At 40.1% G+C, this 16,183-nt stretch carries 11 protein-coding genes; 6 read left to right on the top strand and 5 right to left on the bottom strand.

Annotated elements, in window-relative coordinates; all coding sequences use genetic code 11:
- Positions 1-11 precede the first annotated feature (11 nt).
- On the bottom strand, positions 12-569 hold the full coding sequence (locus tag IPJ16_17085) for an inorganic diphosphatase (protein MBK7628881.1): 558 nt from the start codon (positions 567-569) through the stop codon (positions 12-14).
- Positions 570-725: 156 nt separating this feature from the next.
- On the opposite strand from IPJ16_17085, the gene IPJ16_17080 reads away from it, so the two are divergent.
- Positions 726-2,027 carry an NAD(P)/FAD-dependent oxidoreductase gene (locus IPJ16_17080; protein MBK7628880.1) on the top strand — a complete coding sequence of 434 codons (1,302 nt, stop codon included), beginning with the start codon at positions 726-728 and terminating at the stop codon, positions 2,025-2,027.
- A 9-nt stretch (positions 2,028-2,036) separates the two neighbouring features.
- On the opposite strand, the gene IPJ16_17075 is transcribed toward IPJ16_17080, so the two are convergent.
- Genes IPJ16_17075 through IPJ16_17065 form a run of 3 tightly spaced genes read right to left on the bottom strand, consistent with a single transcriptional unit; the run spans position 2,037 to position 5,606 of the window.
- A complete protein-coding gene (locus IPJ16_17075; protein MBK7628879.1) occupies positions 2,037-3,290 on the bottom strand; it encodes a mandelate racemase/muconate lactonizing enzyme family protein in 1,254 nt (417 codons plus the stop codon).
- A 33-nt stretch (positions 3,291-3,323) separates the two neighbouring features.
- Complete coding sequence (locus IPJ16_17070; protein ID MBK7628878.1) at positions 3,324-4,793, bottom strand: hypothetical protein; 1,470 nt, start codon at positions 4,791-4,793, stop codon at positions 3,324-3,326.
- A gap of 42 nt (positions 4,794-4,835) precedes the next feature.
- Positions 4,836-5,606: a TIGR02757 family protein gene (locus tag IPJ16_17065; GenBank protein ID MBK7628877.1), complete on the bottom strand. Its 771-nt coding sequence runs from the start codon at positions 5,604-5,606 to the stop codon at positions 4,836-4,838.
- Between the two features lie 65 nt (positions 5,607-5,671).
- On the opposite strand from IPJ16_17065, the gene IPJ16_17060 reads away from it, so the two are divergent.
- Positions 5,672-6,382 (top strand): methyltransferase, encoded by a 711-nt coding sequence (locus IPJ16_17060; GenBank protein ID MBK7628876.1) that lies wholly within the window; start codon positions 5,672-5,674, stop codon positions 6,380-6,382.
- On the opposite strand, the gene IPJ16_17055 is transcribed toward IPJ16_17060, so the two are convergent.
- Positions 6,354-7,739: a saccharopine dehydrogenase NADP-binding domain-containing protein gene (locus IPJ16_17055; GenBank protein MBK7628875.1), complete on the bottom strand. Its 1,386-nt coding sequence runs from the start codon at positions 7,737-7,739 to the stop codon at positions 6,354-6,356. The genes IPJ16_17060 and IPJ16_17055 overlap by 29 nt on opposite strands.
- A gap of 300 nt (positions 7,740-8,039) precedes the next feature.
- Between IPJ16_17055 and mutS the strand changes: the two genes are divergently transcribed.
- Genes mutS through IPJ16_17035 form a run of 4 tightly spaced genes read left to right on the top strand, consistent with a single transcriptional unit; the run spans position 8,040 to position 16,078 of the window.
- Entirely contained in the window at positions 8,040-10,649 is a 2,610-nt protein-coding gene (mutS, locus tag IPJ16_17050) for a DNA mismatch repair protein MutS (protein ID MBK7628874.1), read from the top strand.
- Between the two features lie 14 nt (positions 10,650-10,663).
- On the top strand, positions 10,664-12,490 hold the full coding sequence (locus IPJ16_17045; protein MBK7628873.1) for an ATPase: 1,827 nt from the start codon (positions 10,664-10,666) through the stop codon (positions 12,488-12,490).
- A gap of 17 nt (positions 12,491-12,507) precedes the next feature.
- The gene (locus IPJ16_17040; GenBank protein ID MBK7628872.1) at positions 12,508-13,191 is read left to right on the top strand and encodes a TrkA family potassium uptake protein; all 684 of its coding nucleotides are present in this window, start codon (positions 12,508-12,510) and stop codon (positions 13,189-13,191) included.
- 55 nt (positions 13,192-13,246) lie between these two features.
- Positions 13,247-16,078: a beta galactosidase jelly roll domain-containing protein gene (locus IPJ16_17035; protein MBK7628871.1), complete on the top strand. Its 2,832-nt coding sequence runs from the start codon at positions 13,247-13,249 to the stop codon at positions 16,076-16,078.
- Positions 16,079-16,183 lie beyond the last annotated feature (105 nt).

Raw genomic sequence — 16,183 nt, 5'->3', positions numbered from 1 at the left:
ATTTAAAATCCTTATCTATTGCTTACCAGAATTTCTTTCTTACCGGCATAAAGCCTCATGCTTTCAAGGATTATCTCATATGCTTTCTCCCTGTTCATAAATTGATCAACTATAACATCCTTATGTTCAAGCATTTTATAGTCTTCAAAGAATCTCTTCAGTTCAACAAGAGTGTGAGGAGGTAATTCCGAGAGATCATTTATGTAATTGACAGACATATCATTACTGGCTACAGCTATTATTTTGTCATCACGTTCATTACCGTCAATCATTTCCATGGCACCGATAACTTTTGCCTCTACAATGCACATCGGATAAACATCAATTGAACAGATAACAAGTATATCAAGCGGGTCCTGATCGTCGCAATAGGTTTGTGGAATAAAACCATAATTTGCAGGATAGTGAACCGACGAAAACAGAACCCTGTCAAGCCGCAGCAGTCCTGTTTCCTTATCCATTTCATATTTCCCCTTTGACCCCTTTGGGATTTCAATTATACTTTTCACATAAGAAGGTGCATCTTTGCCTGTTTCAATACTATGCCAGGGATGAGTAAATGGATTCATTTTCTGAATATTAATATAATTCCAAAATTAAAAATAAACAACCAGTAAACATTATTACCGGAGATTAAACAATTAAAGGCTTGAATGGTTTGAATTATTAAATACCGATATTTGTGACAGAGATGTTGTATACAGTCGCAGGAAATACAAAACAACATGTTAAATATTCCAAAAACCAATAGGAAAAGAGTTGTAATAGCAGGATGCGGATTTGCAGGTCTGACTCTTGCGAAGAAACTTAAAAACAAAGGATTTCAGGTAGTTATACTTGATAAACATAATTATCACCAGTTCCCTCCTCTCTTTTACCAGGTAGCATCAGCCGGACTTGAAGAGAGCTCAATTCTGTTTCCTCTCAGAAAAATCTTCCAGAACTATGAGGATTTTCACATCAGAAAAGTAGAAGTAAGATCTGTTGATTCTGAAAATAATCAGTTAAACACTTCAGCAGGTATACTTGATTATGATTTTCTTGTACTTGCTCATGGTGCTACAAACTCATATTTCGGCTCGGCACAGATGAAAGCACATTCAAGGGGTATGAAGAGTATTGCTGAAGTACTTGATTTAAGGAATTCTCTTCTAATGAACTTTGAGAATGCTTTGATAGCCAGGGATAAAACTGAGCAGGAGATGCTTCTCACAGTTGTAATTATTGGCGGAGGACCTTCCGGAGTTGAGATTGCCGGAGCTCTGGCGGAAATGAATAAATATGTTTTGCCAAAAGATTACCCTGAGTTCAGCGAAATAAGGGCAAAGATTTATCTTGTAGAAGCAGTTGACAGAGTGCTTAGCTCGATGTCACATAAGTCATCTGAGAAGGCCAGATTGTTTCTGGAAAAGATGGGAGTGACAGTGCTTACAGGCACTAAAGCTTCGGGTTGTGATGAAAAAGCAGTTTTTCTTGACTCGGGACAAAAGATCGGAACGGCAATGATAATATGGACAGCAGGTATTGCCGGGAATAAGATTGATGGTTTAAAGCCGGAGTGTTTTAACAGAGCCGGAAGGATTAGTGTTAACAGAATAAATATAGTTGAAGGGTACACAAATATCTTCGCATTAGGCGATATTGCTTTGATGACTGAAGACAAATATCCGAAAGGACATCCGCAGGTAGCTCAGGTTGCAATTCAGCAGGCAGTACGTTTGGCAGATAATTTAGTAAGGATGCAGAAGGGAATTGTTGTTAAGGATTTTAAATACAGGGATTTAGGCACCATGGCTACTGTTGGAAGACATCTTGCAGTAGTTGAGTTGCCATTTGCAGCATTCCATGGAATAATGGCCTGGTTTATATGGATGTTCATTCACCTTATGAGTATTATTGGTGTAAGGAACAAGCTCGTAATTTTCATCAACTGGGCATGGAAATACTTCACTTATGACCAGTCAACAAGGCTGATACTCCGGCCAAAAGATCGTTCAGAATCCTTCAAGACATCTGAGTTAATATAAAACGACAGCTTACCTCACAATTGAGTGTTTATCGAGATAGCTCTTTTCAATTGAGATACCCAGACCCGGCCCGGTTGGAACCGTTATTATTCCATCATTGCTTTCTAATGAAGATGTTGGACAGGTAAATGGGATTTCATTATTAAAGCCTTTGAATTCATGATAAAGTCCCGGATTGGGAATGGCCGAAACAAAATGCATCATATATAGATAACCTAAGCCGGAGTCAGAAATATGCGGTGTACACGCCTTTTCGAAAGCCTGAGCCATTCTTGCTACTTTTATCGACCTTACCATTCCACCAAAATAGAACATATCGGGCTGAACTATTTCAAGAGCATCGTTGGCTATCAGCCAGCGGAACATATGCAGACTTGGCTCCTGTTCACCACCTGCTACAGGGATCTTTAATGCGTCAGATACTTGCTTTGTTTCTTCATACCAGTCGAAGGGAACAGGCTCCTCGTAAAAATCCATTTTGTATTCTTCCAGCAATTTCCCTATCCTTATCGCTTCATCAGCAGTATATGAACCGTTTGAATCTGCATAACATACCATTTTGTCTCCAAAAGTTTTTCTTACAAGCGGGATTAGCTTTTCTGTCCTTCCTGCCGGAGCTTCATAATTATTGCTCATTCTTCCGCCAACTTTGAATTTCACCGCTTTAGCCTTTGACTCTTCAACTTCCTTAAGCATCCGCTCAATTGTCTTTTCTGCACTTATACCCCTATCACCATTAGCCTGGTAAACAGCGATGTCCCTGTTATGTATGGTTCCTATAAGTTCCCCGATACTTTTTCCCGATATTTGTCCCAGCATGTCGAGTATTGCAAATTCGACCGTAGCAAGGGGGACCCATAATGCAAGATTCTGAAGTTTGTAATTGCTCTGATAAACATAAACACCTTCAAGAAGATTTTCAAGATCTCTTGCATCCTTTCCCTTAAAATATGGTTTTATCCTGTTCATGAATACAGGATACAACGACCTCATCTGCATGTCGTTGGATACTGAAATTCCCACTTCTCCCTTTTCTGATATAACCCTGCACAGAAATGAATCATTATACCTGAGGAGTTCAACCCTTTCGATAATTACCGGTTCCCTGAAGAGATCCCTCTTCAGGACAGGTTTCTTCAAGATATCATCCAGAATTTTATACCGGTCGTTAACAGATCCTTTTATTTGATCAAACCCCGGAATTACTGTTGCGATTCCTGCAGTAATCGTGGTTGCAAGAAAGTTTCTTCTGCTAGTTTTCATTTCAATAATTGATGTTTCAGCGGTTATTGTTAATTAATTAACAGCAAAAAATGTTGTTGATGAATTAGGCGGAGCATCATAGATAAGTTTACCGCCTGAAACAGTAACTTCTCCAAGGTCTCTGTAATTCTCTTCGTTGGCACTCGTTCTGTAGCTCATAAACTTAAATGTTTTTGTACCTTTTAATGTAATTTCTACCTTTTTTGCCTTGCTCATGTTAGTATTAGTGATCACAAATGCATCTTTGTTTTTTGTCGTGTTGGCAGAGAAAGCAATTACAGGAATCTCGCTGTCCATGGACATTGTGTATGCGACTTTCATCCCAGACTGGCCTGCTCTGGTTACCTGTTTGTAGAAATAGTAACCGGGCGTAATCTCCCAACTGCCATCTTCATTTACTATAAATGCGCAGCCAGGATTGGGATCTCCTCCGACCCACAAAGGAGGCCTCTGTATCCCGGCCCACGGAATAAGACCGTTTACACCTGCCTCATAAATGTTTCCCCAGATCTCTTTCACGAACCTCGAATCCATTTTGCTCCATGAAGTTGAAGTAACCCATGCATGAAGCTCCGGTCTCAATGACCTGAGGTAATTTACTCCCTGGCCGGTATGACTTCCATACCACCTGTTTTCATAACCTCCAACATAAAATCCATGTGATGTGATCAGACCAAGATTCTCAAGAGCTGTTGCATCTGATCCTAAAGCCTCGGGAAGTCCCCAGAAGCTGAAACGATACCAGTTAGTCGGTTCTCCGTTTGTAACCATAACATCTTTCATCCCTGCCTTGTCGAGCATTGGTTGCATAAACGTCAGAAAATCGCAAATCTGTGAGGTAGGCCAGAACAAATTGTAATCGTGGCCTTTCCCGATATTACCTTCTTTTCCGTCCCAGGGCCACCGTTCCCAGTCTTCACCTTCATTATGAAGGGAAATGTACCTGACAGGGAACTTCTCTTTGTCTTTCAGGAATTTCGCCCAGTCGATCAGGTAGTTAGCCAGATCAGTTTTATTCGATGGATCAAGGTCACGTCCACGCATAACTTTCTGAAGTGTCATGTAGGCAGGAGGTCCGTAAAGTGTGGTTATGATCTGCAGATCTCCTCCACGTGAGCGTGTCTTCTCAATTCCCATTCTCACAAACAATCTCATGTTGGAAGTTGAAGACTCGTGGTCATAGTTCCCTCCCGGTTTATCCTGGTGAAAAGGATCGAGGAACATTTTGATCAGCCCTGGTTTCAGACCTTCTTCACCGAATACAAGATCAGTTATCTCCTTACGGCTTTGTTCTGTCATTATGCTGAATCCTCCATAATCTTTTGCATCGGTTTCATAATCAATTGTCTGGGCTGTTTCAACATAATTGAAACCAAAGCCATCCCAATCGCGAAGATGTTTTGAGAAGTCTATTGTCACCGGACAACCCTGAAAAACAGGATATTGTGCCTTCAGAGGCAGGATGGTGATCAGAGAAAGTGAAATTAATAATGTTCTAATTATCATAGTCTTTAAGATTGTTTTATACCCAAAACGTACAGAGTCTCAGAAACCTTCAAAAACACCTAGTCCGAAAAGGGCAAAATCGTATTTTACCGGGTCCTCACTATCCATCTCACGGAGATTCATATCCAATTCATTAACCGCTTTAGAGTCATTCTGATTCCGTGTTATCAACCCGAGTTTCCTAGCAACATTACCTGAATGCACATCAAGCGGGCACGAAAGGATTGAGGGCGAAATAGAATCCCAGATCCCGAAGTCAACACCCCTGTTGTCGTTTCTTACCATCCAGCGCAGGTACATGTTTATTTTTTTTGCTGCTGATCCTTTAAACGGATCAGAGAGCTGTCTCTCGGTGCGTGAGGAATGAGGCAGCTCAAAAAATATGTTCCTGACATGATGAATAGCAGGCTGCAGAGAATCATTTGTGCTGTATTCCCTGAAAAGTGCTTCCAGTCCGTTCTTCTCAAGGTATATATGCTGAAGGGCTTTTATGAAGTAAATAAAGTCATCGGCGTTGAATGTCCTGTGTACAAATCCCCTTAGCCTTTTAAGTTCTTCAGGCTTATGGTTCAGAACGAAATCAAAAGGTGCATTGCCCATCAGTTCCATCATCCGGGTTGCATTTCTTATTATCATCTTTCTGTTTCCCCACGAAATGGCAGCTGCAAGAAAACCGGAGATCTCAATATCTTCTTTTTCTGTAAATGAGTGAGGAATGCTTATCGGGTCTGATTCAATAAAATCGCTGTTGTTATATTTATTTGCTTTCTCATCAAGAAACTCCCTGAGATCAGCTTTCTTTAGCTTCATATAATTAATTTTACGAGCTGTAAAAGTAAATATAATCCGGGGAAGTTGAATTAATAATTCCGATAATGGCCAACAGTCACTTCACCTTTAAAGAGTTTACAATATTTCAGGAAAAGGCTGCATTTAAAGTAGGCACCGATGGTGTTCTGCTTGGGGCAGTTGCTGATGCGATAAACAGGAAATACATACTTGATATTGGCACAGGAACCGGTTTGATAACAATTATGCTTGCCCAGAGATGTGAAGCTGAAATTGTTTCGATTGAACCTGATTATGAGTCTTTCCTTCAGGCTGAGGAAAATGTTGCCAAATGCAAATGGAGGAGCAGAATAAAACTAATAAACTGCGATCTCCAGTCTTTTAATCCGGAGGAGAGAAAATTTGACCTTATTGTATCCAATCCGCCTTTCTTCAGTGATTCTTTAAAAAATCCCGATCCGCGGAAATCTTCCGCCCGGCATAATGATTCCTTATCATCTGCCGATTTACTTAATGGTGTTGCCAAACTCCTTAATGATGGTGGCATTTTTCAGCTTATCATGCCATATGTTGAGGGCACAATATTTATAGCTGAAGCCCAGCAGTATGGACTATACTGTAATAAAATCTTAAAAATAAAGCCATTGCCCACATCTGATGTCAGGCGTTTAATAATGACATTTTCCAGGGAGCGACTCAAGCTGACTGAGAAGATTCTCACAATAGAACGTGGTGAGCGGCATGAATTTACAGATGATTATAAAGCACTTACAAAGGATTTTTATTTGAAATTTTAATGCCCCCCAACCCCCCTAAAGGGGGGCAAATCATTTCACTCTCCAGCAACCCATACTCCTCTTTCATTTCTATTCCAAGAGTTTTTAATTCATCAAGTACAGGATTATAGATCTGAGGCACTACAGGTCTGTGCACGCCGGTTATCTGAATCTTGTTCTCAAGAATCATCCTTACGGCAATAGCAGCAGGCAGAGCAACTGTTCTTGCTATTGAGGTATTTGTTGAAGGAGATCCGAAATCGAGCATTGATGATTTGATCACTTCCTTTTTCCCATCATTATATTCAGCCAGAAATACATGCTGAAGTATTACCATATCGCGTTCATTATCCGCCAGGACCATTTTTTTTATCATCCTGTCGGATGTTATATCAAATGGAGATGTCGATCTGTAATTCAGTACTTCATCAGAGAAGAGACCAAGGAATTCAAACGATCTGAGAGCAACCGAATCCTCATCAAGTCCGAGTCTGGCTGCTATATTCTTTTTAAGATCATTTGTGGTTACATTGCCTCTCTCTGCAAGGAATTCAGAATATGTCATTCCCTGGTAATCTCTTATGGTATCGTCAAGCATGTTAAGACTTTTCATTGCATCGAGGGTTTCGCACCAGCCTTTAAACCTGAAAGTTCCGCGGTACATTGTTTTTGTTTCAGGGATGCCATATATATCCATATAACTGATTGAGTCCCTGTTGGGATAAACTTCAAGGTCTCCTATCCCTGGAAAATTGTACGAGAACCTGTCTTTAAACAGATTTACCGGTTCAATGAAAACCTGTTTCCCGTTTTTAAGATAAAGAGCACTGTTTCGGCTGGCCAGTACTACTCCTTTCGGGCTCCAGGAGAATTTATATTTCATAGGGTTATCGGCAGACTCCGGAGCCGGCAAGGCACCGCAGAGTGAATAGAACTCTTCCACCTTACCGCCTTTATTATGGATATGATCGATAATCTTCATGGCCGACATATGATCGATGCCCGGATCGAGCCCGATTTCATTCAGAAACAGTACTCCGGCTTTCCTTGCCGGCTCATCAAGAGGGATCATTTCTTTCTGGACATATGAAGTTGTTACCAGTGATTTATGAAAGTGCAGACAAATCTTTGCCACATCGGTATGGTATTTATATGGCAACAGACTTACAGTGATATCATGCTCAGAAACAAGTCTCTCAAGTGTTTCAGGATCATCCATCGACCAGTCTACAGAAGAGCCATTTGGATTGCCCATTATCATCTCATCAGCTCTCGCTTTCATAGGAGAGGCAATTGTAAGTCCAATATTATTTTTAAGCAGATATTCTACCATCGGCTTAACTACCAGTCCTGCTCCGAGAATAAGTACCTTCTTCATACACATATATTTACTCCCAAGTTAGATATTCTCTTTAATAGAAACTATGATATTCATAATGTTTTCTCAGTGTCTCTCTGTGTAACCTCAGTGTCTCTCTGTGACAGTTCTTTTTTTAACACAGAGTTGCACAGAGGTTACACAGAGTTACACAGAGAGAAACAATTGAAAAGTGTATTCATTCAATAAACGATCAGGAGTCTTAATAAATTTAAAAAAGGCTTTTATTAATACCATAGGGAGTGTATCTTTGTTAACTACCGGTTGATTATAAACTAACCATTATAAGAACCTTAATAAATGTCTGATCTCCATAAGTATGTAGAGACACCGCTGATGAAGCAGTATTACGACATCAAGACCAAGCATCCTGATGCAATACTTCTATTCAGGGTAGGTGATTTTTATGAGACTTTTGGAGATGATGCAATCAGAACATCTGAAATACTTGGTATTACACTTACCAGAAGAGCTAACGGATCAGCCTCTTTTGTTGAACTTGCCGGTTTCCCTTATCATGCACTTGATACGTATCTTCCGCGTCTGGTAAGAGCCGGACAGAGGGTGGCAATTTGTGAACAGTTGGAAGACCCAAAACTCACCAAGAAGATAGTAAAAAGGGGTATAATCGAGCTTGTAACACCAGGAGTTTCCCTAAATGAGAATGTTCTCAATCATAAGGAGAATAACTTTCTTGCGGCTGTTCACATAGATAAGAAAATTGCAGGCGTAGCTTTTCTGGATATATCCACCGGCGAGTTCCTTACTTCGGAAGGTACTATAGAATATATAGATCAGATGCTGAATAATTTTCAGCCGAAAGAAGTACTTTTTGAGAAAGGAAAGAAAGACCTTTTCCTTGAATACTTTGGACCTAAGTTCTATACCTTTAAGCTCGATGACTGGATCTTCAGACCCGAGGCTGCGAATGACAGGCTGACCAAACAGTTTGAAACCTCTTCCCTTAAAGGATTTGGCGTTCAGAATCTTACATACGGTGTTATTGCGGCAGGCGCTATCCTTTATTATCTTGATATCACTCAGCACGAGCAGCTCGGCCATATTACAAATCTTTCACGAATTGAGGAAAACAGATATGTCTGGCTCGATAAATTCACGATAAAGAATCTTGAGCTTTTCCATTCACCCTATGAGGGAGCAAGAACCCTGATTGATGTGATGGACCGTACGATATCTCCCATGGGTGGGCGACTGCTGAAACGATGGCTGGCTCTCCCTCTCAAGGATATGCAACCTGTAAATGAACGTCTCGATATTGTTCAATATCTTACAGAAAATCCGGCATCAAAAGATGAAATTGCCGCTCTTATCAGGCAGGTGGGCGATCTTGAAAGGCTTATTTCAAAGGTGGCTGTAAGCCGGATTAATCCAAGGGAGGTTGTTCAGCTTAAACGAGCTCTTTTCGCAATTGAACCGCTGAAAGAGATCTGTAATAACAGTGGATCTATTCCGCTTGTTAAACTGGCAGAACAGCTGAATCCATGTAAGCTGATTGCTGATAAGATTGAGAAGGAACTTAATAATGATCCGCCAGTACAGATAACAAAAGGCAATGCTATTGCTTCAGGAATTTCAGAGGAGCTGGATGAACTGCGTAAGATTCAGTACCACGGAAAGGAATATCTTGAAGATCTGCAGAAACGTGAAAGCGAGAGAACAGGAATTACCTCGCTCAAAGTCAGCTTTAATAATGTATTTGGCTATTACATTGAAGTAAGAAATACCCATAAAGATAAAGTGCCGCCTGAATGGATAAGGAAACAGACACTTGTAAGCGCAGAACGTTATATAACCGAAGAGCTTAAGGAATATGAAAGCAAGATACTTGGCGCTGAAGAAAAGATCATATCACTTGAAACGAGACTATTCAATGACATTGTGCTGGCGATACTTGAATATATTCCTCCTATCCAGCTGAACTCTTCACTTATTGCCCGTCTCGATTGCCTGCAGTCTTTTGCTGTGATTTCTTCAGAAAAAAATTATGTGAGGCCTCTTCTGAATGATACCAGGGTCCTCGACATAACAGAAGGCCGTCATCCGGTTATTGAAAAGCAATTGCCTACAGGTGAGTCCTATGTGCCGAATGATCTTGTTCTTGATACCGAAGATCAGCAGATAGTAATACTTACAGGTCCGAACATGTCGGGGAAATCTGCACTTCTCAGACAGACTGCCCTTATCGTTCTTATGGCTCAGACCGGGTGTTTTGTTCCGGCAAAAGCTGCAAAGATAGGTATGGTTGACAAAATCTTTACAAGGGTGGGAGCCTCCGATAATATCAGTCTCGGGGAATCGACTTTCATGGTTGAAATGAACGAGACAGCCAGTATTCTTAATAACCTCTCTGACCGCAGTCTTGTGCTTCTCGATGAAATAGGCAGGGGAACAAGCACATACGACGGCATCTCCATAGCATGGGCTATGGTTGAGTATCTTCATGAAAACAAGTTCAGGGCCAAGACCCTCTTTGCTACTCATTATCATGAACTTAATGAGATGGAAAATTCATTTTCAAGGGTAAAGAATTATAATGTTTCAATAAAAGAGCTTAATAATAAAGTGATTTTCCTCCGTAAGCTGAAGCGCGGAGGCAGTGAGCATAGTTTTGGTATTCATGTTGCCCGTATGGCGGGGATGCCAAAGAGTGTTGTAACAAGAGCAGATGAGATTCTGAAAGAACTTGAACAGAGCCATGAAAAAAAGGAACTGAAAAAACCTATTGCTGATATTGCCGGTCACAGGGAAGGCATGCAGCTGAGCATTTTTCAGCTCGATGATCCTGTACTTAAGCAGATAAGGGATGAAATCCTTGAAATAGATATCGACAATCTAACTCCTGTAGAAGCGCTTAATAAGCTTTATAACATCAAAAAGCATCTTAAATAGATTATATTTCTGTAATGAATCTATTTGACGAAAAAGAAAAGAAGAGGGAAAAGCTCTTCAAGTGGTTATTCAGAGCTTCTGACAGACTTAAATCATCAGTTGACTACTTCACAAGAGTTAGTCGTTTAATATTTACTATTACACTTTTCTTTTTTTTCGCCAGCTTCCTTTTTTATATAGGTTTTACAAACACTGAGGAAAATATCTTAAAGCTCATCTCAGCTTTCAGAATACTGTTTGTAATACTTTTCATTACCAAGTTCCTGCCTGAATTGTTACATTTCAGAAGAAAGACACCTATTTCAGCAATTTTCGAATTGGTGGTATTTCTTTTTTCAACATTTGTATTGCTGTCAAATTTCAATATTGTAACAAGCAACAAGCCATTCTGGGCCTTCTTCTTCGGAAACATACCTGTAATAACTGCAATGTTTATTATTGCTATATCTGAAATATCTGTTTTTGCGAGGGTTATAAGCTCAATTAATATACCGCCTGCCCTTCTGTTCTCAAGTAGTTTTTTGATTATTATTTTTATTGGATCAGGATTATTAATGCTTCCAAAAGCTCATAATATTCCTTTAACTTTTCTCGACTCTTTATTTACTTCTGTAAGTGCCGTCTGCGTAACCGGTCTGATAGTTGTGGATACTGCAACTGCATTTACTCCTCTGGGAAAAATAATCATACTGTGCCTTATCCAGATAGGTGGCCTTGGTATTATGACATTTACAGGCTTCTTTAGTTTTGTTTTTGCATCAGGTTCATCTTTTCGCGACAGATTATTACTAAAAGAGATATTCTCTTCCCAGTCGTTGGAGAGCCTGTTCAAGTTACTTACCAAGATTATCTTATGGACTTTCATGACTGAGGCAGTTGGTGCGATAATAATATTTTATAGTCTTGATATTGACTCAGATAATAAGTTTCTGTTTGCAATATTTCATTCCATATCTGCTTTCTGTAATGCAGGTTTTTCAACTTTATCAGATGGGTTATTTTCAACCGGGTTAAAACATAATTACTATGTTCAGATAACAATTGCACTACTTATTATCCTTGGAGGAATCGGGTTTCCTGTATTGTTAAATATATATTCATTTTTTAAGCAGGTAATAATCGTTCTAATTAGAAAAATAATAAGAAAAAGGATTTATTTAATTCATAATCAGATGAATATTTCAGGAAGAATTGCCGTTCTGATGACATTTATTCTGATAGTTTTCGGTACCGGCCTTTATTATCTTTTTGAGTCGGGGAACAGCATTAGTGGTCTAAGTAACACAGATAAAATTATTGTGTCTTTTTTCGGAAGTGTAAGTGCAAGAACTGCAGGTTTCAACATCACGGATATTTCTCTCTGGGGTTATCCTACAATATTTCTTATGATAATTCTGATGTGGATTGGAGCCTCTCCGGGATCGACCGGGGGCGGTATAAAAACTACCACCTTTGCCATTGCCTTCAGATCTGCATATAACAGTATTAAAGGCCGGCAGTATATGAAGATAGGAAACCGGGAGATTGGTTCAAGCACCATCGCCAGAGTATTGGCAATAATTTTCCTTTCCCTTATGATTGTTACAATCGGCTTTTTCTGTCTTATGATTTCCGAACCGTCCAAAAATCCGGTACACCTGCTGTTCGAAGCAGTCTCGGCTTTCAGTACTGTCGGTCTAAGTCTGGCTGAAACTTCAACTTTTAGTCAGAATGGAAAGATTATTGTAATTTGTCTGATGTTTATCGGCAGAGTCGGGCCGCTTACTCTTTTAACAGGATTGCTTTTATCAAATAAGGTTAAGTATTCAAGATATCCTGAGATTGATATTGTAATAAATTAACTGCAAATTTTATCAAGATGAAATACATTGTTATAGGATTAGGTTATTTTGGAGCTAAACTGGCGACAATTCTTACTTCTGTTGGTCACGAAGTAATCGGAATAGATAATCATTCGGAGAGGTTGGATGAATTAAAAGATTCAATAACCACTGTTATGAAGATGGATTCAACCAATATTAATGCAATAAAGTCGCTTCCCCTGAGAGATACTGATGCAGTTATTGTTGCCATTGGAGAGGATGTGGGGGCATCAATTCTTACTCTTTCAATTCTTAAAAACCTTAAAGTGAAAAGAATTATTGGAAGGGCTATAAATCAGCTTCATCAGAATATCCTCAATCAGATAGGGGTGGAGGAAATAATCCTTCCGCTTGAGGAAGCAGCAAATCACGTTTCCTCAATGCTTCAGCTTAAAAACACGCTGCGGATTGTTGAGATAAGTGACGACTATGCCATTGTGGAAGTATATATTCCTGAAAAATATATTGGCCATTCTCTTGAAACTGTAGATATTGAGGAGCGGTTCAATCTTAAACTTGTTGCCGTTAAGACCCCTCCTGAGGACGGAATTATAACATCAATTTTCAGAAGGAATTATACGGTTGATCTGTCATATAACAAAACATTTCTCCTCCGCGATAATGATATCCTCGTTCTTGCAGGTAAAATAGTTGATTTAAAGAGATTCATTGAAAGTTAAGTGATAAATTTCCCAATAAATTAGACATATTAAAGCCTTATTAAACTATATGAAAATGACAGTTTCAGCATTAATAAATATGTTCCATTACAAAACATTTAATATAACCATGAAAAGGAATCTTCAATTTCTGATTTTTCTGTTTTTTGCTATTACCCTGAATTCGTATTCACAGTCAGGTAGCGTAAAGCAGGTTAAGCTAAGCAACTTTGAACTTCAGTCATCTGTTCTTATCCCTTCTTCGGGTGAAGAGATCTCAACATCTGATTATAAGTCAAAAGTATACTGGTTCCCTGTTACCGTTCCTTCAACAGTCCTAAATAGTCTTGTTAAAAACGGGATCTATCCTGATCCTTACCAGGGCATGAACAACATGCTGATACCTGATGCTAATGACGAATTCAATAAAAAGTATAACCTCGAGCAGTATAGCCACCTGCCGAATAATCCAAACCCCTGGAATAAACCCTACTGGTTCAGGACGGTATTCAGCGTTCCTGCTTCTGATAAGGGTCGCCATTTTCAGCTGATATTCAAGGGTATAAATTACAGGGCTGCAGTATGGGTAAATGGCAAACAGATAGCCGATTCTGCTCATATGGCAGGGATGTTTGCCCAATATAGTCTTGATGTAAGCAATCAAATAGTGGCTGGTCAGGAAAACGCTCTCGCTGTAAAAATATATCCGCTTGATTATCCCGGACTGCCTTCCACAGAACAGCTTAAAGCGCTTGGCGATTTCTATCCAAATGGCGGTACAACGGGCGATATTGGTAAGAATGTCACGATGCTTTGTTCAGTTGGCTGGGATTGGATCCCCCCGGTGCGTGACCGTAATATGGGAATATGGCTGCCAGTTTATCTCAGAACATCAGGGGGTACAACTATTGCAGACCCCAAACTGGTTACTACTCTTCCAAAACTTCCTGATACAACGAGTGCGAAAATATCATTGAATCTTTCGCTTATTAATCATAATCAGACAGATGATAACGGGAAGCTTACAGTTATTATAACTCCTGAAACATTTAAAGGTAAACCGATCCAGTTCACTAAGAGTGTAACTGTCCCTAAAAACTCTTCAGCTTCTGTTGACATGAATGGCGATAACACAAAAGAACTTAATATTGCCAATCCGGTGCTATGGTGGCCAAACGGATACGGAAAAGCTAACCTCTACCGGATCAGGCTTCAGTATGCAGTTACCTCAGGTGTTTCAGACGATACCTCTTTTGTATTTGGCATACGTACTGTCAGTACCAAAGCTGTCGATGTGAATGGTTCATGGCGACGCGATTTTTACGTTAATGAAAGACGTATTCAGCTTGTAGGAGGAGCATGGGTCCCCGATATGATGCTTAACCGCGATTCATTACGCTACGATTATGAGTTTCATCTCTGTCGAAATTCCAATATCAACCTTGTAAGAATCTGGGGTGGTGGTGTTACTCCATGTGATGAGTTTTGGGAGGCTGCCGACAGATATGGGATGCTTGTATGGTCTGATTTCTGGATAACCGGCGATACCCAGGGTGAATTCAAAGGCTCACCTGACTGGCCTCTGGAAGGAGAAGTATTTAAAAAGAATGTGGTAAACACAATACTCAGAATTAGAAATCACGCCAGCCTTTTGGTCTGGACAGGTGGCAATGAAGGACATGCCCGCAAGGAATTATATGATTTCATGAGAAATAGTATAATCACTTATGACGGTACCAGACCATTTATCCCAAGTTCATCTGGTTTTGCAAAACTTCCTGAAGGATGGGATATGGCATGGCCCGACAACAAACCGACCGGAGTATACAGTGGTGGCCCCTACACCTGGCAGGATCCGAAAGTATATTATAACAAAGCAATCGCAGGCAGGGACTGGGTTTTTAAAGATGAAACAGGAGTGCCCTCACAACCGCCTTATAATATCCTCCCAAAGATCATTCCAAATCTTGTCTGGGACAAAACAGTCCCCTTCCCGATGAATCACTCATGGGGTTATCACGATGCTGCAACGGGCAATGGTCGTTATGATCTTTACTATAAAGAGATGATAAAAAGGCATGGAGAACCGCAAAGCATGGAAGATTTCTCAGATAAAATGCAGCTGATGAATGCAGTTGGCTACCAGGGGATTTTTGAAGCAGCCGGACATAAACTAAACGATATCGGAGGGGTGATGCTATGGAAGCTTAATGCAGCGTTCCCAAGTGTATTCTGGCAGGTATACGACTGGTACATGATGCCAAACGCAGGCTACTATTTTATGCAGAGAGCATGCGAACCACTTCATATTCAGTTGAATCTTGCAAGTAACAAAGTTCTTGTCATAAACAGGCCATACAAACCTGCAGCAAATCTGACAGCACTTGTTGAACTATACGGTGCTGATTCAAAAAAACTCCATTCTGAAACAGTAAAAGTTACTATGGCTCCTTCGGAGGTTAAGGAAATATCATCTGTGTCGGCTCAGCTGACAGAAGCTAAGGGAGTTACTTTTGTGCTTCTGACACTTAAAGACGCTTCAGGCAAAGTTGTTTCACGAAATACCTACTGGATCTCTCCAACTAACGATTTCAAGCCTCTTAATGAAATGGCTGAAACATCAGTACAGACTAAAATTTTGAAATCGGAGAATCTGAAAAGTGAGAATAGATGGACAATTCAGGTTACAAACAATACTGATAAAGTCGCATTCTTTATCCGTCCGCAGATAATGGCTGATGGTGCAGAGGTTCTCCCATCGTTCTGGTCGGACAGCTATTTTACTCTTGCTCCTTCTGAGACAACAACAATAACTGTTAGTTGCCCGGTTGTAAATGTGATTGGGAAGAAAACCGGACTTAAGATCTCAGGATGGAATGTCCCCGGACAACTACTGTTAATTAATTAACAGCCAGGGCTTAGTTTACTTATTCTCCGTGGCTCTCTGTGCCTCCTCAGTGTCTCTCTGTGACAGTTCTTTTAAAAAGTAACACAGAGTTACACAGAGGCGACA

The organism is Bacteroidales bacterium (assembly GCA_016709865.1).
Taxonomy (GTDB): domain Bacteria; phylum Bacteroidota; class Bacteroidia; order Bacteroidales; family VadinHA17; genus LD21.
Note: the sequence above shows the minus strand (reverse complement) of the source record. Positions and strands in the feature narration are given on the sequence as shown.

Coding starts and splice junctions, on each gene's coding strand:
- IPJ16_17085 (MBK7628881.1), bottom strand. CDS start 569: ATGAATCCATTTACTCATCCCTGGCATAGTATTGAAACAGGCAAAGAT.
- IPJ16_17080 (MBK7628880.1), top strand. CDS start 726: ATGTTAAATATTCCAAAAACCAATAGGAAAAGAGTTGTAATAGCAGGA.
- IPJ16_17075 (MBK7628879.1), bottom strand. CDS start 3,290: ATGAAAACTAGCAGAAGAAACTTTCTTGCAACCACGATTACTGCAGGA.
- IPJ16_17065 (MBK7628877.1), bottom strand. CDS start 5,606: ATGAAGCTAAAGAAAGCTGATCTCAGGGAGTTTCTTGATGAGAAAGCA.
- IPJ16_17060 (MBK7628876.1), top strand. CDS start 5,672: ATGGCCAACAGTCACTTCACCTTTAAAGAGTTTACAATATTTCAGGAA.
- IPJ16_17055 (MBK7628875.1), bottom strand. CDS start 7,739: ATGAAGAAGGTACTTATTCTCGGAGCAGGACTGGTAGTTAAGCCGATG.
- mutS (MBK7628874.1), top strand. CDS start 8,040: ATGTCTGATCTCCATAAGTATGTAGAGACACCGCTGATGAAGCAGTAT.
- IPJ16_17045 (MBK7628873.1), top strand. CDS start 10,664: ATGAATCTATTTGACGAAAAAGAAAAGAAGAGGGAAAAGCTCTTCAAG.
- IPJ16_17040 (MBK7628872.1), top strand. CDS start 12,508: ATGAAATACATTGTTATAGGATTAGGTTATTTTGGAGCTAAACTGGCG.
- IPJ16_17035 (MBK7628871.1), top strand. CDS start 13,247: ATGACAGTTTCAGCATTAATAAATATGTTCCATTACAAAACATTTAAT.